Source organism: Alloacidobacterium sp. (assembly GCF_035631355.1).
Classification (GTDB): domain Bacteria; phylum Acidobacteriota; class Terriglobia; order Terriglobales; family Acidobacteriaceae; genus Alloacidobacterium.
On the sequence record NZ_DASQIX010000061.1, the window covers coordinates 171,028 to 192,388 of the forward strand.

At 55.2% G+C, this 21,361-nt stretch carries 18 protein-coding genes; 15 read left to right on the forward strand and 3 right to left on the reverse strand.

Translation table 11 applies throughout. The features are described from left to right. Nucleotides 1–750 precede the first annotated feature (750 nt). Nucleotides 751–4,191, forward strand: a complete 3,441-nt coding sequence (locus tag VEV40_RS11005; protein WP_324832307.1) for a TonB-dependent receptor — start codon at nucleotides 751–753, stop codon at nucleotides 4,189–4,191. Nucleotides 4,192–4,294: 103 nt separating this feature from the next. After that, on the forward strand, nucleotides 4,295–6,199 hold the full coding sequence (locus VEV40_RS11010; protein ID WP_324832308.1) for an alpha-L-arabinofuranosidase C-terminal domain-containing protein: 1,905 nt from the start codon (nucleotides 4,295–4,297) through the stop codon (nucleotides 6,197–6,199). A 41-nt stretch (nucleotides 6,200–6,240) separates the two neighbouring features. On the opposite strand, the gene VEV40_RS11015 is transcribed toward VEV40_RS11010, so the two are convergent. Then, complete coding sequence (locus VEV40_RS11015; protein WP_324832310.1) at nucleotides 6,241–7,029, reverse strand: prolipoprotein diacylglyceryl transferase; 789 nt, start codon at nucleotides 7,027–7,029, stop codon at nucleotides 6,241–6,243. A gap of 83 nt (nucleotides 7,030–7,112) precedes the next feature. Between VEV40_RS11015 and hpt the strand changes: the two genes are divergently transcribed. From hpt to aroA, 4 genes are all read left to right on the forward strand, one after another. Continuing rightward, a complete protein-coding gene (gene hpt, locus VEV40_RS11020; protein WP_324832312.1) occupies nucleotides 7,113–7,661 on the forward strand; it encodes a hypoxanthine phosphoribosyltransferase in 549 nt (182 codons plus the stop codon). Nucleotides 7,662–7,669: 8 nt separating this feature from the next. Further along, the gene (deoC, locus tag VEV40_RS11025; protein WP_324832313.1) at nucleotides 7,670–8,422 is read left to right on the forward strand and encodes a deoxyribose-phosphate aldolase; all 753 of its coding nucleotides are present in this window, start codon (nucleotides 7,670–7,672) and stop codon (nucleotides 8,420–8,422) included. A gap of 113 nt (nucleotides 8,423–8,535) precedes the next feature. Continuing rightward, entirely contained in the window at nucleotides 8,536–10,416 is a 1,881-nt protein-coding gene (locus VEV40_RS11030; protein WP_324832314.1) for a SpoIIE family protein phosphatase, read from the forward strand. Nucleotides 10,417–10,461: 45 nt separating this feature from the next. Then, nucleotides 10,462–11,763 (forward strand): 3-phosphoshikimate 1-carboxyvinyltransferase, encoded by a 1,302-nt coding sequence (gene aroA / locus VEV40_RS11035; protein WP_324832315.1) that lies wholly within the window; start codon nucleotides 10,462–10,464, stop codon nucleotides 11,761–11,763. A gap of 90 nt (nucleotides 11,764–11,853) precedes the next feature. Here the strand turns inward: aroA and VEV40_RS11040 are convergent, their stop codons facing one another. After that, nucleotides 11,854–12,990: a VCBS repeat-containing protein gene (locus tag VEV40_RS11040; RefSeq protein WP_324832317.1), complete on the reverse strand. Its 1,137-nt coding sequence runs from the start codon at nucleotides 12,988–12,990 to the stop codon at nucleotides 11,854–11,856. A gap of 67 nt (nucleotides 12,991–13,057) precedes the next feature. On the opposite strand from VEV40_RS11040, the gene VEV40_RS11045 reads away from it, so the two are divergent. The 8 genes from VEV40_RS11045 to lysA all read left to right on the forward strand — a co-directional run bounded on the left by VEV40_RS11045 (nucleotide 13,058) and on the right by lysA (nucleotide 18,817). Next, entirely contained in the window at nucleotides 13,058–14,278 is a 1,221-nt protein-coding gene (locus VEV40_RS11045) for a hypothetical protein (protein WP_324832318.1), read from the forward strand. A 283-nt stretch (nucleotides 14,279–14,561) separates the two neighbouring features. Beyond that, nucleotides 14,562–14,744 (forward strand): carboxypeptidase-like regulatory domain-containing protein, encoded by a 183-nt coding sequence (locus VEV40_RS11050; RefSeq protein ID WP_324832319.1) that lies wholly within the window; start codon nucleotides 14,562–14,564, stop codon nucleotides 14,742–14,744. 35 nt (nucleotides 14,745–14,779) lie between these two features. Beyond that, nucleotides 14,780–15,478 carry a hypothetical protein gene (locus VEV40_RS11055; RefSeq protein WP_324832320.1) on the forward strand — a complete coding sequence of 233 codons (699 nt, stop codon included), beginning with the start codon at nucleotides 14,780–14,782 and terminating at the stop codon, nucleotides 15,476–15,478. Then, nucleotides 15,462–15,608, forward strand: a complete 147-nt coding sequence (locus VEV40_RS11060; RefSeq protein ID WP_324832321.1) for a hypothetical protein — start codon at nucleotides 15,462–15,464, stop codon at nucleotides 15,606–15,608. Before VEV40_RS11055 ends, VEV40_RS11060 begins: the two co-directional genes overlap by 17 nt. 179 nt (nucleotides 15,609–15,787) lie before the next feature. Then, nucleotides 15,788–16,114, forward strand: a complete 327-nt coding sequence (locus VEV40_RS11065; RefSeq protein WP_324832323.1) for a PspC domain-containing protein — start codon at nucleotides 15,788–15,790, stop codon at nucleotides 16,112–16,114. 4 nt (nucleotides 16,115–16,118) lie between these two features. After that, nucleotides 16,119–16,925, forward strand: coding sequence for an alpha/beta hydrolase (locus VEV40_RS11070; RefSeq protein ID WP_324832325.1), 807 nt, complete (start codon nucleotides 16,119–16,121; stop codon nucleotides 16,923–16,925). A gap of 76 nt (nucleotides 16,926–17,001) precedes the next feature. Next, the gene (locus VEV40_RS11075; RefSeq protein ID WP_324832327.1) at nucleotides 17,002–17,490 is read left to right on the forward strand and encodes a hypothetical protein; all 489 of its coding nucleotides are present in this window, start codon (nucleotides 17,002–17,004) and stop codon (nucleotides 17,488–17,490) included. Nucleotides 17,491–17,539: 49 nt separating this feature from the next. After that, nucleotides 17,540–18,817 carry a diaminopimelate decarboxylase gene (lysA, locus tag VEV40_RS11080; protein WP_324832329.1) on the forward strand — a complete coding sequence of 426 codons (1,278 nt, stop codon included), beginning with the start codon at nucleotides 17,540–17,542 and terminating at the stop codon, nucleotides 18,815–18,817. A 234-nt stretch (nucleotides 18,818–19,051) separates the two neighbouring features. On the opposite strand, the gene VEV40_RS11085 is transcribed toward lysA, so the two are convergent. Then, complete coding sequence (locus tag VEV40_RS11085) at nucleotides 19,052–19,591, reverse strand: DinB family protein (protein WP_324832331.1); 540 nt, start codon at nucleotides 19,589–19,591, stop codon at nucleotides 19,052–19,054. 203 nt (nucleotides 19,592–19,794) lie between these two features. On the opposite strand from VEV40_RS11085, the gene VEV40_RS11090 reads away from it, so the two are divergent. Beyond that, complete coding sequence (locus VEV40_RS11090) at nucleotides 19,795–21,360, forward strand: carboxylesterase/lipase family protein (RefSeq protein ID WP_324832333.1); 1,566 nt, start codon at nucleotides 19,795–19,797, stop codon at nucleotides 21,358–21,360. Nucleotide 21,361: the final 1 nt, after the last annotated feature.

Consider the following 21,361-nt stretch of genomic DNA (forward strand, 5'->3'; position numbering starts at 1 on the left):
CGCCAGCACAAATGAGAGAAAGAGAGTAAAGAGCGTCGTCATAGGCATTGCCTTAATGGAAACGCCGCTTTTTTCCAGGAGCGCACTTTTTGCCGTCGCGCTCTGCTCGTTCTTTGACAGAAGCTTGGCACTGGGAATTTCGTGAGAGCTGGCCTGCGGAGGATCGTAAAGCGAGAGCTTGTATTCAAGTCCCCAAGTAAACACGCACAAGGCCAACCCCAGAAAACAAAGGGTGAAGCGCGAAAACACGGTCTTATTTGTGAACAAAGCTCTCAAAAGAAAATCAAAGCCTTCGCATGGGTCGATAAGGCCAGCTATCCGCCTCACACGATCTCCCTACATTCTTTGATAGCACAGGAGGGTCAAACGAAAGCTGAATTATTTCGATTAGCGAATAAATATGTGCTTTCTTTGTAGGCAGTCCTGCCCGAATTTACTGAAATAATTCCTCTACCAAGTGCATCTTGACAGCTTTGAATTCAGCGAGTTACCATCCTCCCTCGGTAAACATTTACCATTCCTGGAAGCAATCTATTGCACCATCGTTCATAAAATACAACACACTAAATTGGTTTACTGCTCTTTAAATTGTTGATTTTTATTCGCTATGGGGCGAGGAAAACGTTTCCATCGTATACCCATACCCTGATCGGCGTTCGACCGGGCAAGCACTGTCTTACCGGCGCACTTCGAGACCCAAGTATTAAGCAGATAACGGTCTCGTCAACCAGTGATCGATCTCAGGAGGTTATGATGCTTCGTTCCAGGTTTCTATTAGCGAGTGTCGTTGTCCTCGCTCTATTGTTAACACCCTGTGTCTGGGGTCAGGAAAACGCAACAATCACCGGAACAGTCTTCGATCCCAGCGGCGCGGTCGTTCCCAGTGCCGCCATTACTCTCACCAATCCAGCCACTGGCCAGGCCAGACAAACCGTATCTAATAACGACGGAATCTACCTGTTCGCCAATGTGGGCGTCGGGAGCTTCACATTGAACGCTACTGCCGCAGGCTTTGTGAACTACACGCGCACCGGCATTGTGGTGAACACCGCCCAGACATTGAAGGAAGATGTCCATCTTGCCATTGGCGCTGCTGGGCAGACAGTCACAGTTCAGGCAGACGCTCTGCAGGTCCAGACTGAAACCAATGAGCTAAGCAATCTGATCAGCGGCCAACAGGTTACACAACTGGCAACTAATGGCCGCAACGTGACTGCGTTGGCAGCTCTAGGGTTGGGCAAGTCCAATAACCTGCCGTTATTCAGTGGCGTGAATGCGCTCACATCCGCTAATGGCATCAGCTTCAACGGCACCCGCACCACCCACAACATCTACATGCTGGATGGAGGCGAATTGAACGATCGCGGTTGTGGCGGCTGCTTCAGCTCCCTGCCCTCGATGGACTCACTCGCCGAATTCCAGACCCTGGACAGCAACTACGGACCTGATTACGGCATAGGATCAGGTGGAACCATCCTCATGGTTCTCAAACAGGGCACCCATGACTTCCACGGAGGCGTATGGTACTTCAACCGGAACGAAGATTACGACGCCAACAACTATTTCATCAATTTCGCCGGCAAGCCGCGGCCTGAGTTCCGTCTAAACGAACCTGGCTTTAACATCGGCGGTCCCGTGTGGATTCCCCATGTCTATAACGAAGGACGAAACAAAACATTCTTCTTTGTGAATGAAGAGTGGCGGAGACTCATTCAGGGAAGTTCACCCAACGTCGTGAACGACATCGCTGCGGTGAATTTCGCGGTTGCTGGACAGCCGTTGGCATATCAAGTTCCGGCTAATGGGAAAGTTCCCATTGTCCCTGTCACCACAGATCCAGCTAAGTTGGCCTTATACACGCAGGATGGTTTGACTCCAGGGCAGCCATTTCCAAACAATACAATCCCTGCCAACCTGATGGACCCCAACGCGCTCCTCGAGTTGAATGCGGGCACCTTTCCTAAACCAAATCTTGGAACCAGCCAATACATTTCATCAATCCCTCAACCGACCAATCTTCGTGAAGATGTCGTGCGAATCGACCATAACTTCAGCCCGAAGTTTCAGTTCAGTGGTCACTACCTGCACGATGCTGTCACCCAGACGTATTACCCACCACTGTGGGGTGACAGCACCTACCCGACCGTGGGCACGGCAATGCTCAATCCCTCGTGGTCGTCGAGCCTGAAGCTTACTCAGACCTACACACCATCGCTGCTGAATGAAACCTCCTTCCTTTTCAGCGGCAACACCATCAACCTTGACCCGGTCGGTATTTCGGCGCAGCCATCCGGATGGTCGGCGACGACTTTCTTCCCACTTGCCAATAACTTTGGAAGCCGCATGCCGGAGATCGATCTGGGTGCTCCGTACGGCACAAACTGGAGCTCTAGTTATTACCCATGGAAGAACTCTTTCTTCGGTTATGAGACCCGAGACGATATTTCCTGGACCCATGGAAAACACCAGTTCAAGTTTGGCTTCAGCTGGTTGCACGATCCCAAGAACCAGCAATTACAGGCAAATACTCAGGGAACTGCCCAATTCAATAACAGCAGCTTCTCCCAGGATTCGTACATAAACTTCCTGCTCGGCGACGCTGCCAGCTTTACACAGCTCGAATACCTTTCCGGTAAGCACTGGGTCAGCAACAACTATGGGTTCTATGGCAATGACAACTGGCATATCATTCCGCGTTTGACACTCAACCTCGGCCTTCGCTTTGACGGACTGCCGCACACCTATGAGCGGTATAACCAGTTTGCGAACTTCGTTCCCGCAGACTATGACACTACACAAGGATATCCACTCAATCCAGACGGAACCTTGAACCCGGCTTCGCTCACGAGTTTCAATGGACAGGCGTTCTATCTTAATGGCATGCGCGAGGCTGGCGTGAATGGTTTCCCCCGTGGAAATGTCCAGAACAGATACAACACCTGGCAACCGAGAATCGGCTTTGCCTACGATGTTACGGGAGATGGAAAAACGGTACTCCGGGGTGGCTTTGGAATGTTCTTTGAGCGCGTCCAGGGCAATGATGTATACAACGCAGCCCTGAACCCGCCATTTGCATATCAACCTTCCGCCAATAACGTCTATTTCTCAAACCCCAACACCAGTGCCCTGACCGGAAACACAACATCGCAGACGTTTCCATCTACCCTTACCAACCTGAAGTACAAGTACTCGCCTCCGGGAACGGCAATGTACAGCCTGGGAGTTCAGCGGCAAGTTGCCCCATCCGTGGTTGCCGTTTTGCAATATGTTGGTTCGGTTGGTTGGGATCAGAACAACGATCGGAACATCAACACCCTGCCATTAACCGATCCTGCGGTAGGTTATGCCAAACGGCAGGCAGTCGCCACAAATACGGCCAATCCTGCTCTTAACATTCAACCAAACGCGAACCTGTACCGCATCTTCCCCGGCTTCAGCACGATTACGCAGGAGGAGAACGAGACTAATTTCAATTACAACTCACTCCAGGCTGGCCTCCGGATAGAGAACCGGCATGGATGGACCGTCCAACTCGCCTACACCTGGTCGCATGAGCTTGACGAGGTGAGCAACGATCTCAACATACTCACAAACCCCTTCAACGCGCATTACGACTACGGGTCTGGTGCGTTCGATCGGCGCAGTATTTTCAACGCGAGTTACATCTACAACCTCCCCTGGTTCCTGCACAGTTCAAACACGGCCGAGCGCACGATCCTCGGAGGATGGGTGTTCTCAGGGATTACATTCGCGCAATCAGGGTTACCACAGGCGATTCACTACACCGGTCCTGATGCACTTGGACTAGGTGGCAATGGCGGCACGAACCGTGAGGATCAGGCAACAAATGTGACATACCCCAAGAAGCAAACTGCCTGGTTTAGCACAAGCTCTTTTGCAAATCCACTCGCTCCGTGGAATGGTGGCACAAATGAAGGGTTTGGAAACTCTGGAAAGGATGCTGTCATTCTACCCGGACTCTTTAACTTCAATATGTCGCTGTTTAAAAACATTCCGCTTACCGCGAGCGAAACAGGGCCAAAGCTTGAACTGCGGTTTGAATCCTACAACACCTTCAACCACACGCAATTTCAAGGTATAGATGCAAACTCGGCGGACGGCAACTTCGGGCAGGTTACTTCCTCCTATGACGCTCGCCGTCTCCAGTTGGGAGCGAAGTTCAGCTTCTGAGCTTGTAAAACGTTTGGGAAGTTTCAACGGGCGCCGTTTTGCAACAGCGGCGCCCCTTTTATTACCAGATAATATGCACTGTGAAGGAAGGCTTTCTGAAAAAATGAGCAGGAAATCTTTTGTTATTGCTACTGTCGCAAATTGTCTGCTGACTGGCGTTCTCTTCGCGCAGTCGCAGCCGGCGGTCCTGACTATCCACGCCGATCAGCCCATCTCCAAAGTCAGCCCTACCCTCTATGGTTTGATGACGGAAGAGATCAACCACTCGTACGATGGCGGCCTTTACGCTGAAATGGTCAGTAATCGCACTTTCGGCGGCAGTTGGGCGGGAATCCACAACTGGATCCTTGTCGAAGAAGGAAATTCCCAAGCCAAGATTGCTCCCGACTCCAAAACAGGCCCGAGCGAAGCGCTGCCGAACAGCCTGCGCATTGACGTGAGTGAAGCCAGCGCCGCGGAACCTGCGGGCGTGCTCAATGAAGGCTACTGGGGCATGGCTATCCGACCGAATACAACCTACACAGGCTCGCTGTATGCCAAAGAAGACTCGGCATCCGTCGGCCCCATCACTGTCAGCCTGGTACAAAATCAAAGCGGTAAGGTTGTCGCTACAGCCACGGTCTCAGGCGTTACAACAGACTGGAAGCAATATCCATTCACACTAAAAACCGGAGCGGTCGAGCCCTCCGCAGCCAATCATCTTGTCCTGACTGTGGCCCATCCTGGCACACTTTGGTTGAGCCTGGTTTCTCTCTTCCCGCCAACCTATCACAATCGTGCAAACGGAAACCGCATCGACCTGATGGAGAAGCTGGCGGCCATGCACCCTGCATTCCTGCGCTTTCCCGGCGGCAACTATCTTGAGGGTGACCACATCCCCGAACGGTATGAGTGGAAGAAGACCATCGGCCCGCTGGTTGACCGCCCGACGCATCCCAGTCCGTGGCGCTACCACTCGTCCGATGGGCTCGGCCTTCTCGAATTTCTCGAGTCGTGCGAGGACCTGCACATGCAGCCAGTTCTTGCCGTCTATGCCGGCTACTCCATGGCGCAGGAGCATGTGAACCCCGGCGCTGACCTCGATCCTTATGTGCAGGATGCTCTCGATGAAATCGAATACGTCACGGGAGGCACAAATACAAAATGGGGAGCGATCCGCGCCGCCAATGGACACCCGGAGCCATTCCACCTCAACTACGTTGAAATTGGCAATGAAGACTTCTTTGACAAATCGGGCAGCTATGAAGGTAGATACTCGCAGTTCTACAAAGCCATCAAGGCGAAGTACCCCGATCTTCTGCTCATCGCAACGATGCCGGTGAAGAGCATTCGCCCCGATGTGATTGACGACCACTACTATAAGCGTGCGACAGACTTCTTCCACGACACCACGCACTACGACAAAACAGACCGCAACGGCCCGAAGATTTTTGTTGGTGAGTGGGCTACGCGCGAGGGCACGCCCACTCCAAACTTCGGCGCAGCGCTCGGTGATGCCGCATGGATGACGGGGATGGAACGCAACAGCGACATTATCGTGATGGCAGCCTATGCGCCGCTGTTGGTCAACGTGAATCCGGGGGCCATGCAGTGGGAAACTGACCTGATCGGTTACGATGCACTTCGTAGTTATGGATCTCCCAGCTATTATGCACAGGTGCTGTTCGCAAAGTATCTCGGAACGGGGACGCTGGCATCAAGCCTGCAGGGGGCAGGGCCGAAATTCTTCTATTCCATCACCAAAGATGAGGCGAATAAACGCCTCTACCTGAAACTCGTGAACGCATCTTCAGACCCGCAACCCGTAAACGTAGAATTCCCTGGCGCATCGCTCGCCGCAACCGCAACCCTCACCAGCCTGATCGCGAACAGCACAGAAGCAACAAACACCATTGACAATCCCGACAGCATTGTGCCCAAGGAAAGCACAATTCACCTTTCCGGCAGCGCACTGCATCACACCATGCCCGCCTACTCAATCCAGGTGGTTGAGTTGAATGAACGGTAAGACAGAACAGCAATTTGCTTTGGACATGACGCAAAAAGCTGCTATTTTGCGGATTCGGCAACTATAGCGCGCGGCAGCGTAATGGTTCTACCGCTGCGGCGCGCCCAGAGAACCAGCGCAATGCCGGCGATGGCCGATCCGATGGCAGCTACCTGCGCATTGCTCATGCCCCAGTAGAGCTTCGGGTTGATGCGGATAAATTCAATCAGAAATCTCGCCAACCCACTCAGAAACAGATATTCGCCAGTGATTTCTCCCGCGGCTTTTGTGGTTTCCGGCCTGCCGCGACGCCAGAGAATCCAGGCAATGATAAGGGCCGCAATTAATTCGTAAATCGGCGTCGGATGAACGTGCTGTGTCGTTGGCACCAGACCGTTGGGAAAGCTCATACCCCAGGGCAGGCTGGTAGGAATTCCGTAATCGCCGTCACCCGAAACCAGGCAGCCAAGCCGTCCAACACCATATCCAACAGCGGCAGCGGGTGCTGCAAGATCCAGCATTCCGAGCTTGCTCAACCCGGCGCCTCGAGCCTGCCACAGTAGAGCAAGAATTCCCGCGATGAGGCCGCCAAACCAGGCAAATCCGGCGCGGTCAAGCAGCAACCCAAGAGGATCATGGATGAGCATCTGCGGCGTTTCCAGGACATGCCAGAGCTTTGCGCCGACAACTCCGATCACCGTTGAAATGGCAACAATGCCGATCGCATCCGCGTCGATATGCCAGCGGCGAAAGTTGCGATGCAATACCCAGCAGGCGGCAACCGCCGCGAGCCAGAGCATGATACCGAAAGTTCCGATAGAAAAACGACCAATATGAATGAAGGGATACATGAAGGGCTTACATTCACAAGTATAGAGCCTGCAGGATCATTGCTTCCACGGTCGCGCGCCAAATTTAGAGATATGCTAATGGAATGAGCGCGCGCGCCGCCCTTCCTGCACTCAAAGTCCTTATCAGCCGGCAGCAGATTGCTGATCGAATTGCTGAAATAGGCCAGCAGATTGATCGCGACTACACGGGCCAGAGCGTTGTGCTGCTGGGCGTGTTGAAAGGCGCGGCAATTTTCCTTGCTGACCTGGCACGCAACATCAGCATCGATTGCACTTTCGATTTCGTCGCGGTTTCCAGTTATGGCAAGGGGCAGAAAACCAGCGGCGCGGTCAAGCTCATCAAAGACGTTGACCAGCCGATTGAAGGGAAACACGTCATTGTAGTGGAAGACATTCTTGATACGGGCCTCACGCTTGAATTCCTCAACAAGCTCTTTCTGCAACATAAGCCGCGCTCCCTGCGCATCGCTACATTGCTCGACAAGCCTTCACGGCGCATGGTAAAAATCGAAGCCGATTACGTTGGCTTCAAGATTCCCAACCAGTTCGTACTGGGCTACGGCATGGACTATGCCGAGCGTTTTCGCAATCTGCCCGACATCTGTCTCATGCCTCCCGATTACCCGGAGTGAGTACCCTCATGACTACAAAAGCAGTCGCAATGGAAGAAATAGAACGGGACAATGGATCGTTTGACGCAGCCGCTTTCAGCCGGCAGGCGCTCTCCAGTAGCCATTCCCTAGCAGCAGTGTTTGACCACACTCTTTTGAAGCCTCAAACTACGCGCGAACAGGCCATCAAGCTCTGCGAAGAAGCGGCTGAGCATCGCTTTGCCTGCGCCATGGTGAATCCGGCGTGGGTAAGCACGGCGCATGCCGTGCTCGCTGGCAGTGGAGTTCCCATTGGCACAGTGCTTGGGTTTCCGCTGGGAGCATCTCTCTCCATCTCGAAACGAAAAGAGGCGGTAGAACTTGTCAAGTTAGGCGCGCATGATCTCGACATGGTGCTGAACATCGGCATGCTCAAGTCCGGAATGAATGACCGTGTACAGCAGGACATCCGCGGCGTAGTGGAAGTAGCCCATGAAGCGGGAGCTATTGTTAAAGTGATACTTGAAACATGCCTCCTTAATATTGAAGAGAAATTGCGCGCGTCTGAGCTTGCAATAGCCGCAGGTATAGACTTTCTGAAAACCAGCACTGGCTTCTCAACTGGTGGGGCTACGCCAGAAGATGTTGCCATGCTGCGCGGCGTAGCCGGGTCGCGCTGCGGGGTAAAGGCGTCAGGCGGTATACGTACGCTCGCCGATGCAATGGCCATGCTTGAAGCTGGAGCCAATCGCATCGGAGCCAGCGCTTCGGTCAGCATTCTGCGTGAGTTGCAACAGGACTGATACCACTGCTCCGGGAAGACCTTCGACAATCACCGCCATCAGCAGACAACCTTACGCCGCGATATCATGGCTCGTTCACTCTTCATGTTTTCAAAGGGACATACAGGAACTGCGTGACCAGACAGCAAGCCAAACAAGGCCGATATGCGGCAAAGACTCCAACTGCTCTTGATCGAACCCCGGCAGCGGAGGCATTGCAACGCCAACGTGCGACACCCGACTTTGAGGGCGATTACAGGCCGACATCGCAGGCGTCTCCGCCTCAAGTACAGGTCCGCGTGGAGCCGCTCCAGACGGAATTTCTCGTCCGCCTTGCCGATGCGCTGAATACGACACTCGACCTGCAGACCCTGATGCAGCGCACTGCCGACCTCGTCCGCGCCGTCATCGACTACCGCATCTTCGCAATCCTGCTCCTCAATGACCGCACCAACGATTTGCGCATGCGTTTCCAGATCGGCCACTCGCAGGAAGCCGAGCGAATGCGCATTCGCGTCGGCAAAGGGATCGTTGGCCAGGCGGCTCAGACACGCGAAGCGGTACTGGTCAATGACGTCGGCAAACAGGAAAACTACATCAACGTCAATCCGGATGTGCGCTCGGAACTGGCCGTGCCGCTGATCGTCAAAAACCGCGTCATCGGCGTCATCGACATTCAATCAGAGCAGTTGAATTATTTCCAGCCTGAGCATGAGCATCTGCTAAAACTCACCGCCTCACGCATCGGGCAAGCCATTGAGAACGCTCGCCTCTATACCCGCGTCTCGCGGCAGGCGCAGACCTTGCAGGTGCTGAACGAGATCAGCCGCGAATTCACCTCGATCCTCGATCTCGAGTCGCTGTTGGAGCGTATCGCCACCCTTCTCCGTCGCATTATCGACTACCAGATGTTCTCCATATGGATCGTAAATGAGCGCGACCATGTGCTTGAGAACCGCTTCGCGCTACGCTTCGGCGAGCGCTTCTATCCTGATGAAAAACTGTCCCTCGAAGGCGGTCTTGTAGGCACTTCGATTGCGGAGCGGCGGCTAATCCATTCGCCCGATGTGCGCAAGGATCCACGCTACCGCATGTTCAACCCGGAGACGCGCTCCGAGATGGCGATGCCGCTTATCTACAAGGGCAAAGTTATCGGCATCCTCGACATCGAACACACGCGTGCGCATTTTTTTAACGAAGACCACGAGCGCGCGTTGACGACACTTGCATCGCAGATCGCCATTTCCATTGAGAACGCGCGTCTCTATCAACGAGTGGCGCAGCAAGAGCAACGCCTGGAGGCCGATCTCGCCATGGCGCGCGAGGTACAGTTGCGCTTGCTGCCCCCGTATAAGCCAAAGCACAAACAGGCTGAATTTTCGGCGCGTTTTCTTCCGGCCCGAACCTTGGGAGGCGACCTCTACGACTTCGTCCCCTACGATGCAAATCGCACAGCGATTGTGCTCGGGGACGTAAGCGGCAAGGCCGCTCCAGCAGCACTCTATGCCGCGCTGGTGAGCGGCATTATGCGGTCTGAAGCGACGGCGCACCTGTCTCCTTCTGAGATGCTGAAGACGCTCAACGACTCGCTGCAGGAGCGGCGCGTCGATTCGCAATACGTCACCATGCTCTACTCCGTCTGGAATGACGAGAATCAGACGCTGCAGATTGCGAATGCAGGCTCCATTCAGCCGCTCTTCTGCCGCGAAGGCGAAGTTGAGACGGTCAAAGCGGAGGGCTTTCCGCTGGGAATGTTCCCCAAAGTCAGCTATGAGGAATTCACGCTTTCGACGCAGCCCGGCGATTCACTCGTCTTCTTCTCCGACGGCATTGCCGACGCGCAGAACTCGGCAGGCGAGATGTTCGGCGACGATCGGCTGATGGCCGTGGTGAAGAAACACCAACACAAATCGGCTTCAAAGATGGCGGAGGCCATCTTCAACGAGGTCGGCAAGTTTCAAAAAGGCGTCGAACGATTCGACGACGAAACGGTAGTAGTGCTCCGGGTTTTGTGAGGCTGCCGATTCCCTACTCTGTACTTTCCGGTACGATAAATAGAAATGCTTGAAACCAAAACCGAACGCATTGTTACGCCCGCACGCAACATCCTCGGCAGCCTTCGTATACCTGGCGATAAGAGCATCTCCCACCGCTATGCGCTGTTGAGTGCGCTTGCAGGTGGAACGACAAAGCTCACTAATTTTTCGACCGGTGCCGACTGCGCCAGCAGCCTGGGCTGCGCCGACGCTCTGGGCGCGACGGTCACGCGACGCGAAAATGGCGCGATTGAAATTACCGGCACAGGCGGCAGCTTCAAGTACTCCACCTCTCCGCTCGATTGCGGCAACTCCGGCTCGACCATGCGTATGCTCACAGGCCTGCTTGCTGCTACACCAAACACTTACACGCTCATCGGCGACGAATCACTGAGCCGTCGTCCTATGGAGCGCATTCGCAAGCCCATTTATCAAATGGGCGCTGAGATTTCGCTCACCGACGGTCATGCTCCTATTACGGTTAGCGGCGGCAAGCTCAAAGCTATCGACTACACCACGCCCGTACCCAGCGCGCAGGTCAAGACTGCAATACTCTTCGCCGGATTACAGGCTGAGGGCTCGACCACAGTACGCGAATCAGTTCGTACGCGCGATCACGGCGAACTGGCGTTGCGGGCTTTCGGCGCGCATGTTGACCGCTCGACCGATTCGACCAGCATTGCTGGCGGCCAACCATTGCAGGCCATCGAGGCCGCGGTTCCCGGCGACATCTCGTCAGCCGCCTTCTTCCTCTGCGCCGCCGCGCTCTTCCCCGGCTCGAACCTTGTCTTCGACTCACTGGGTCTCAATCCCACTCGCGCCACATTGCTTGATGTTCTGACCGCTCTCGGCGCGCATATCGGCGTTCTCAATCTTGAGGAGAAAAACGGAGAACTGGTAGGAACTGTTCAGGTAAATGCTCCTGCTAACGGCCTGAAAGGAACCACTATTTGCGGCGCGCTCTCCGCCCAACTCATAGACGAGCTGCCCGTACTGGCTGCCATTGCTCCATACACTCAAAACGGCATCCGTATCCGCGACGCGAAAGAGCTGCGCGTCAAGGAATCCGACCGTATCGCTTTGGTGGCCAACAATCTGCGCAAGATGGGAGCACAAGTCGAAGAATTTGAGGACGGCCTCGATGTTCCCGGAGGACAAAAGCTGCACGGCGCGGAGATCAACTCTGGCGGCGACCATCGCATAGCCATGGCCTTCTCGGTGGCGGCGCTCAAAGCCACAGGTGACACCATGATTCAGGGCGCCGAGTCAGCGGCAATTTCGTTCCCTGAGTTTTACGACCTGCTGAATCAGGTCGCTGAGCGCTAGCCCTTCGTAATTCGCGCATCGCGCTTATGCGCGTGCGCCGACAAAAAGTTGTGCCCACAAGTGGCTATCTCGGCCTCAAAGAAGAAAACTCTAATGGCTCAGCGAAACCGTGACTGTATTGTCGGCATTGTTTGCGACAATCAGATCATCTTTGCCGTCCCCATTCAAGTCGGCAATAGCCACTGAACCCCAGCCTCCAGGAAAAGTGCCGGAGTGCTCCGTGAATCTGCCGTCTAAATCCTGATTAAAGATTTGTATGGTCTTGCTGATTGCACACAATACAGCTATGTCTTGATTGTCGTTCCCACGCAGATTGCCGCCGGCCACGCTGGCTGCGCCCTGACAGCCGGTCAAGGGCAGAGATGGGTTGGGCATGGGCGAAAATCCACCTCTGCCATCGCCCAGTAATACAGTGACTCTATTTTGCGAGGCATCTGCCACATCGCGCTCATAAGGAATAATCACAAGATCGGCATTGCCGTCACGGTTGATATCGTCAATGGCTATCTGCCAGGGTTTGGCTCCCGCATGAAATGGCGAGCCCTGCGCCGGATGAAATCCGCCTTTCCCATCGCCTAAGAGAATGGATACTGCGTCGTCATCGAGATTTGTCGTAACAATGTCCGCGTGGCCATCATGATTAAAGTCCGCGGAGCGAAGACGCTCATACGGCCGATGGCCCACTGCAAAAAACGCACCCGGCGTGTGCAGGCTTCCTTTCCCATCGCCGAGCAGAAGTTCAACTTGATTGTTTCCCCAACTGTCTGTGACAACATCGGGCAGCCCATCGCCATTGAAATCAGCAACTGCGATTCCATGCGGGTGAGGATACGAGTGAACATCGATGGGTGAGCCGGGCGCCGGATAAAATCTGCCTTTGCCGTCACCGAGCAGAATTGTGAGATACGGTGACTGATGGTTGGCAATAACCAGATCGGGATTGCCGTCTCGATTCATGTCAGCGATAACTATGTCATTCGGCATATGCCCGGCAGGGATGGGTGAGCCGGGAGCCTGCGTAAAACGGCCATTACCGTTTCCGAGAAGGACGGTTACGGTGCCATCATCATTTGCGACGAGAATATCTGCTCTTCCATCGTGATTCACATCGCCAACCGCTATCCACTTCGGCCCTTTGCCAACCGCGAAGGTGAACGAGACTGGAGTATTCGGCTGAGGCAGCAAAAGCGGAATGAATGTCAGAAGCAGAAGACAGAGGAAATTCAAGCTGTCCTCCATCAATGGTGATGTCGGCCTTAACTATAAGCCTTTTCGTCTAAGATGGCAGAAACGAATGATGCCGAAACAGCAGCAGTTCTGCCTCGTCCTCTTGACCGGGCTTCTTGTCTCATTATGGGCATGGCCTGCGCTAGCTGTTTCGGTGGAGACGAATCCGCTGAACCGCGATCCGCAGGTGCGCGAGGCCTTCGAGCGCTTTTACCTCATGGACTATAGCGGCTCGATTTCGCGCTTTGAGACGATCCGCGACGAGCACCCCGGCAATCCCATCGCAACCGACTATCTGCTTTATGCGAATGTTTTTGAAGAATTATTCCGTCTCGACCTGCTCGACACTACTTTTTACGCCAACGACGGGTTCCTGACCGGCAAGCACACTGTTGTTGAAGATCCGCACAAGCGTGATCTGATTAAAAACTTGTCCGACAACGCTGTTGACGAGGCGAACCAGCAGCTCAAACCCAACCAGAATGATATCAACGCACTCTTCGCTCGCGGCTGGGCCAAGAGCCTTCAGGCCGTCTACCTGGCCATGGTCGAACGCAGCTTCGGCTCGGCGCTGCGCCTGGCCTCGCAGGCGCGCAACGACCACGCAAAGGTATTGCAGCTCGACCCGAACTACGTTGACGCCAAGCTGGTCGTCGGCAATTACGAATATGTGATCGGCGCATTGCCGCTGCCTTTCAAGATACTGATGGGGTTCGTCGGCGTTCACGGCTCGAAGGCCACCGGCATGGAGATGCTGCGCGATGCCGGCGCGCGCGGCGTTATCACCTCGGTCGAAGCGCGCGTCTGCATGATGCTCTTCCTGCGGCGCGAGGCGAAGTACAAAGAGGCCGAGCAGATTGCCGAAGGACTGGTCGCCGAATATCCGAGAGACTTCCTCTTTCGCCTCGAAGTGGCAAACATCCAGAAAGACGAAGGCGAGGGGCTGAAGGCCGTCTCCAGCTATCGCGAGGTCATCGATCTCTCAAGAAAGCCGGGATACTTCGCGTCGTCGCACCTTGAGCTGGTTTATTTCGGAATGGGCGATACGCTGCGCGGGCAGAAGCTCTACGCCGAGTCAGTCGTAGCGTTCACGAGCGGTGCATACCAGCCAACCACCAGCCCGGAACTAAACCGCCGCTGCCTGCTTGCCGCCGGACAGGTCTATGACCTGATGCACGACCGCGAAAAGGCCCGCCAGCAGTATCAGGCTGTGATCGATGCTGGCAGCGATACGGCGCAGGCCGACCAGGCGCGCAAATTCATGAAGACCGCCTATGCAGGCCGCTAAACGGGATGCGGCTGGGGGCAAGAAAAATCCGTCTGACTATCGTTGGCGTCGCCAATTAACGTCTAGTTCTCTATACAAGTTAGCTGATGACGTGGCTGGCAGTGATTGAAATAGAGAAATCTGGAAGGAAACCCAGAAATAAACGGCAAAAAGCCGGTCAACAGCATTTAAAGCTTTAAATCGTCCACGAAAGAACCAATTTGAGGAGGGCCTATGTGTAGAGGTTCTAATCGTATCTTGAAATTTGTGTCGGCAATCGGGTGTCTCACCCCTGATCCTTGCCTTGTGTTCACCGCTTCTCGCGCAGACCATTTCCGGCACCATAAGCGGCACGGTCAGCGATTCATCAGGCGCAGTTGTCCCAAATGCTGCCGTCACCATTACAAATACAGACCAGAACGCAGTCGTCTTCAACGCAAAGTCCAATTCGGTTGGACAATACACTGCGCCATTCCTTATGGAGTGATAGCCCCTCCTACGCGCGGCAAAACAACTCAACAGTTGAACTATATCAGCCCCTACCAGGGATTCGACTCGATCAACGAGCAGATCACGGAGTTCATGTCGAATTACAACGGCCTGCAGGCTGCATTGCAGAAGAGGATTGGCACGCACTCGCTGGTGAATGTGAACCATACATGGTTCAAGGCGATGACCAACGCCTTCAACGACACCTCTCCGGCGCAGAACACTTACAATCTCGCTGCGGAATATGGCCCGGCGAGCTATGACCGGACCAATATCTTCAACGCGAACTTTGTGTATGACCTGCCGTTCTACCAGACCCAGTCTGGTCTGGTGGGACACGTTCTTGGTGGATGGGAAGTTTCCGGCCTGGTCAATTCGTATTCGGGACTCCCGTATACCGTGACCGGCGTCCTGAACGACCCGGCTGGCCAGGGCGTGCTCGACGGCAACAGCGCAGTCAGCGGACGGCCTGACCTTGTCGGCTATCCCAATATCGCAAGCTCCACGAGCGGCCGATTCACAACAACAATGGCAAGCAGCTTTGGTACAACACCTCGGCCTATGCCCAGGTATGTCCCACGGTTGGCGGAGTCACAACCTGTCCTACAGGAGCGCGGCACCCGACAATTCGCATCCCGGCATCGTGCGTGGGCCGGGACTGTGACGCGCCGACCTTTCGCTCATGAAGAACATCAAATTCAGCGACCGGATCAACATGCAATTTCGCACTGATTCGACCAACATGTTCAACCACACCAACCCGGACGGTATCAGTACGTCGTATACCTCAAGCCTGTTCGGAAAGGTCACGTCGTACCGCGATCCGCGTATCCTGCAACTGGCGCTGAAGTTGTATTTCTAAAGCGGTTATTTCCAGCGGGAGCAGCACTTTACCAATGGTGTTGCCCCGCCTGCTTCCTCATCCTCTCCACTGTAAGGCCTGTCCCAATTCAATTTGTGGCAGAATATGGACGAACTCCGTTGGGGAACCACTTGCCTGCGACTTGCGTATCAGGCAATAGTGGTTTGAGGACCTGAATTATGGCAGTCTTCTGCAGCAATTGCGGCAAGTCTCTCACTGACGACGCTCGCTTCTGTTCTACCTGTGGGCGCCCAATCTATGTGGCTCCCGTTTATGTGCAGACGCGGCTCATACGCCCGCGCGCCGGGCGCATGATTGCTGGCGTATGCCAGGGTCTGGCCAATAATTATCACTGGGACGTAGTGTGGGTGCGCGTCATCACTGTCCTGGCGACGGTCTTTTCCAGTGGAGCGGGACTTATCGCCTATATTGTCTTCTGGCTGGTGATGCCGGAAGAGCCGCTGGCCATGCCTCCGGTTACCTACACGCAACCGAACGGCAGTTAGAGCCGTGTTTTACACTTCGGGCGGAACAAAACTATTCACGGAAACGATGGGTGACGGGCAGGAGATCATCCTGCTGCATCCAACTCCCGTCAGTCATGCCTTCTGGCTTCCTGTTGCCGAAATGCTGGCCCAGCGCTACCGCGCAATCATGCCAGATCTGCGGGGCCACGGCCAGTCCGAAACCGGCGAAGGGCCAATCACTGTTGAAAAACTGGGCGCAGACATCGAGCGCCTAATGAATGAGCTTTGCATGGGCAAAGCGCTCTTTGCCGGGTGCTCCATCGGCGGCTACACGCTTTACGAACTGTGGCGCAGGATGCCACAACGCATTACCGCGCTGGCTTTCTGCTGTTCGAAGCCACAGGCCGATGCTGATGCAAATCGCGCGAAGCGTCAGGAGTGGATTGATGGTATCCGGATGCGCGGAACAGGCGACTTCTTTGAACTGATGCTCAACAGTCTCATCGGCCCCACAGCCCGCAACCGCTTTCCGCAAAAAATTGGCGAGGCGCGCGAGATGATGCAGGCCATGCATCCTGAAGCTGTGATTGCCATGCAGCAGGGCTTGGCGGCGAGACCGGACTCGGTCGCCACGGCGAAGACGATCCGCGTGCCTGCGTGCGTCGTGGCGGCGGCAGAAGATGGCGGCAGCACAGTTGAAGACATGAAATTGCTGGCCGAAACGATCCGCAACGGCGGATATGGCGCCGAGTTTCACGTCCTGCGCGATGCCGGCCACTATGCACCATGGGAGCAATCGGAGACAGTCGGCCCCATTCTGCGGAAGTTCTTCGATTCCGTCGTAGGATAGGGAACCATTGCGCGCGGGTTTACGTATTGCACATCGAGATCAAGCCCTAGAGTAGTATCGAGATTCAGGAGCAACCATGCCACGCCGTTGGCTCTATTTGTGTTTCGTCGTTTTCCTGACAGCACTCTGCGTTCCCCGCGCGCACGCGTCTACTGACCGCGTCTCCTTCATGCACGACATCCATGTCGGCGACACGGAAGAAGCGGACGACGCGGTCTGCTTCCTCTGCTCGATTCGGGTTGACGGGAAGGTAAATGGGGACTCCGTCGCTTTCTTAGGCGGCATTCGTGTCAAAGGCGAAATCAGCGGCGATGCTGTTTCGTTCCTCGGCAGTGTTGATATGGGCGACCAATCGCGCATCGGCGGAGACTGCGTGGTCTTCGGCGGCCCGCTCAACTTGAACGGAAGCGCCACCATCGGCGGTGACAGAGTGGACTTTCCTTTCATCCTTGTCATGCTGCCGTTTATTGTGCTGGCTCTGCTGATCTATGGGATCGTCTCGCTCTTCCGCAGCAGGAGATACCGCGCCTATCCGATGATGCCTCCGCCCCCGCCGATGCGCTGACAGAAAATGTTAGGCTCAAAGAAATACTCTGTAATTCTTTTGAGGCCGCTTGATCTCGACACGCCCCTTTGCCCATCCTGACGCTCGTTCGCCACTTTTCTGCGATGGCGTAAGTCTCGATACTCTGACCAAAAACTACGGCACGCCACTTTACGTCTATTCTGAGAACCAGATTCTTCACCGCCTGCGCCTTTTTGCGGGCGCGTTCGAATCGATTCCGCATCTGGTCTGCTATTCGGTGAAGGCGAATTCAGCACTTGCCATTCTGAAACTGCTCGACAAGAACGGGGCTGGCTTCGATATCGTATCCGGCGGCGAGCTGGAGCGCATTTTGCGCGTAAACAAAGCATCCGCGCAGCGCGTCGTCTTTTCCGGAGTTGGGAAGACCGCAGCCGAAATCGACCTCGCTCTGCGCTCCGGCATTCTCATCTTCAACATAGAAAGCGCGGGCGAACTCGACCTTCTCGCCGAACGGGCCAGCAAACTGCGCAAACGAGCCCGGATTGCCTTACGCGTAAACCCCGACGTTTTTGCCGAGACGCATCCTTACATTTCCACCGGCCTGCGAGAACACAAATTCGGCGTTGACATCCGCCAGGCGCGTGCGGTTTATAAGTCTGCGGCAAAGCAAAAGTATCTCGATTCCAGCGGCGTGAGCGTACACATCGGCTCGCAGATTCGCAGCGCCGATCCCTTTGGAGCAGCCGCCGAGCGCATCGCACAGCTTGTGCGCGAGCTTCGCGCAGACGGCCTGCCGATTCAGTCCGTCGATGTAGGCGGGGGACTAGGTATCGAATACCACTCCGAACACAGCTTCAACCCGGAAGACAAAATTCAACAGTACGCATTAGCACTGCTTAGAAAACTGCGGCCGATTGAAAATCTGCGATTGCTGCTGGAGCCAGGACGGTTCATCGTGGCACAAGCTGGAGCGCTGCTGACGCGCGTTCTCTATGTAAAGAAGAACGGCGAGAAGACCTTCGTCGTGACTGATGCTGCGATGAACGATCTCATCCGTCCCGCGCTTTACCAGGCGCACCACGACATCGTGCCTGTCGTTCGCAGCAAGGGTGCGCGCAAGAAAGTGGTCGATGTTGTCGGTCCTGTTTGCGAAAGCGGCGATTTCTTTGCCCGCGACAGGGGACTACCCGAGCTAAAGCCCGGCGATCTCGTCGCCATCCTCGATGCAGGAGCCTACGGCCTATCGCTCAGTTCGAACTACAATTCACGGCCGCGACCAGCTGAAGTATTGGTTGACGGCAAACGTGCGCGACTCATCCGTCGCCGTGAAACGATGGATGACTTGCTGGCTCCGGAACAAATCTAGCTTTTTTCCTCTAAGTGGGCGTCATTCTGACCCTAATTCTGAGCGCAGCGAAGAGGAAGGGGAAGAATCCATGCATGTTGGCAGCACATCGAGCGGGGAGGCTTTCCGCGCACGATCTGTTTAGTACATAGTCTAGCCAGAAATCTTTGAAAGTTCGTCGTACTGCGAACATTGTATGGATTCTTCCTCCCGTTGGTCGTCAGAATGACGGTTCATGGAGTGTTTGTGCGAGCCCTACTTAACTCCCTTGGCCGGGTTCCACGACCCCTGTTCTTTGCGGACATAGACAATCTGCCCGATATGGTACGCGTTGTGCGTGGCGATGTGCTCGATAGTGGATGCCCACTCTGCCAGTTGTTTGTCGTCGGCATTTTCGACGACTTTTTCCAATCCCGTCATCACTTCGTCGAGTTCGCGTACCGTATCGTTCCACTTCTTACTGTCGAAGTCGTTGAAAGTGTCGTCATTGTTGCCGCTGAATTTCTCCGGCGTCTCGCCTTTGAACTTGGCCAGAGACTGCTTGTCCCAGAAGAGGATGTGATAGGTCAGCTGCCCGATGGAATGGCTGTTCGGGCCGCTCTTCCAGTTCACTTGTTCCGGTGTCAGTCCATCAACAGCAACGCTCGCCGGCGCAAACCAATCCTCCTGGTTGTGAGTGGTTTTGAGATCTTCGAGCAGGATGCCTCTCAGCGTTGTGGGTTTTTGTTTGGGTGGGTTCTGCGCGAAGGCGGGCAGCGAAAGCGCCAGGGCCAGAAGCGCAACCATCGTTTTCATGCGGTAAGACCTCCTCAGATATTTTCCCTGCCGAGCCTATCTTCGCGCGCGAATGCCTGTCTGCGGTTTTTTGACGAAACGCCGATTTTTGTAGACCAACGGCTGCTTTTATTCGTTGACGTGACGGTTTTGCGCCAATCGACAAGTTCGCGTGATAACGTTTCTCTGCAAAGAAAATCGTTTCAGGAAAGGGCTTTTCCAGGATGCGGGGGATACTACGAAGCGCAGCGGTCGCATGTCTTGCGGCCGGCGCTACTCTTTTTGCTGCCAGCGCGCCAACCGTAAAAACAGACAAGGGCAAGGTACAGGGATACGTTAGTCAGGACGGCCAGATTCGCATCTTCAAGGGCATTCCTTATGCCGCGCCGCCCGTGGGGCCGCTCCGCTGGAAGCCTCCACAACCTGCGGAAAAATGGCATGGCACACGCCAGACCACCAGCTACGGTTTCCGCTGTATGCAGGTGCCTGTCTTTGCCGACATGATTTTCCACGATCCGGGACAGAGTGAAGACTGCCTTACTTTGAACATCTGGACGCCCGCCAAGGACAAAAAAGCGAAGCTGCCGGTTATGGTGTGGATCTATGGCGGTGGGTTCGCGGGCGGAACTACGTCAGAAGCGCGCCAGGATGGCGAAATCCTGGCACATAAAGGCGTCATTGTAGTATCGATGAACTACCGCCTGAGCATCTTCGGCTTCTTCGTGCATCCGGAGCTGACCGCTGAGTCTCCGCACCACGCCTCCGGCAATTACGGCCTCCTCGACCAGACAGCCGCCATCGAATGGGTTCATAAGAACATCAAGAATTTCGGCGGTGACCCGAACAACGTCACCATCTTCGGCGAATCGGCCGGTTCGTTTTCCGTGAGTGCGCAAATGGCCTCGCCACTTGCGCAGGGACTCTTTCAGCGCGCCATCGGCGAAAGCGGCGGGGCCTTCAGCGCCACGCTGCCTTTTGCCACGCGTGAAGAACGTGAGAAGACCGATCCCGAAACCGTGGAAAAAGTCCTCGGCGTATCGAAACTCGCTGACCTCCGCGCCCTGAGCGCCGACAAGGTTCTCAGTGTCGCTGCGCCGCGTCCCGGCGTCAGTAATGTGCGCTTCGCTCCCGACATTGATGGCTACTTCCTGCCGGAAAGCATTCCTGACATCTACGCCGCCGGCAAGCAGGCGCATGTCCCGCTCCTGGCCGGATGGAACGCCGACGAAGGCGGCATTCCGCAAAAGACGCTGACGGTTGCCGAGTACGACGAACAGGCGCAGAAGCGCTTCGGCGACAATGCCGCGAAGTTCCTCGCCGCATATTCGGCAACAACCGATGATGAAGCCCTGCGCGCCGCCAAAGACTTTGCCGGAGACATGTTCATCGCTGACTCGACTTGGCGCTGGCTCGAAGCGCAAGTCGCCACCGGCGGAAAGCCCGTCTATCGCTATCACTTCGAACTGCCGAATCCCGGCGACAAATTTCATCAGGCCGGCACAACATTCCACTCTGACGACATCGAATACGTCTTCGGCACGCTCGATTCTCGGCAGGGAGCAGTCTTGCGTCCGGAAGACCGCAAGATGTCCGAGATTATGCAGACTTACTGGACGAACTTTGCAAAGACCGGTGACCCAAATGGCGGCGATCTGCCGAAGTGGCCAGCTTACAATGCAGCCGACGGATGGCAGGTGATGCACCTGACGCCGACGCCAGAAGCACGTCCGGACGTACATAGAGCGAGATACGAATTCCTCGAGCAACACCCGGTAAGATTTACTCCCTAAA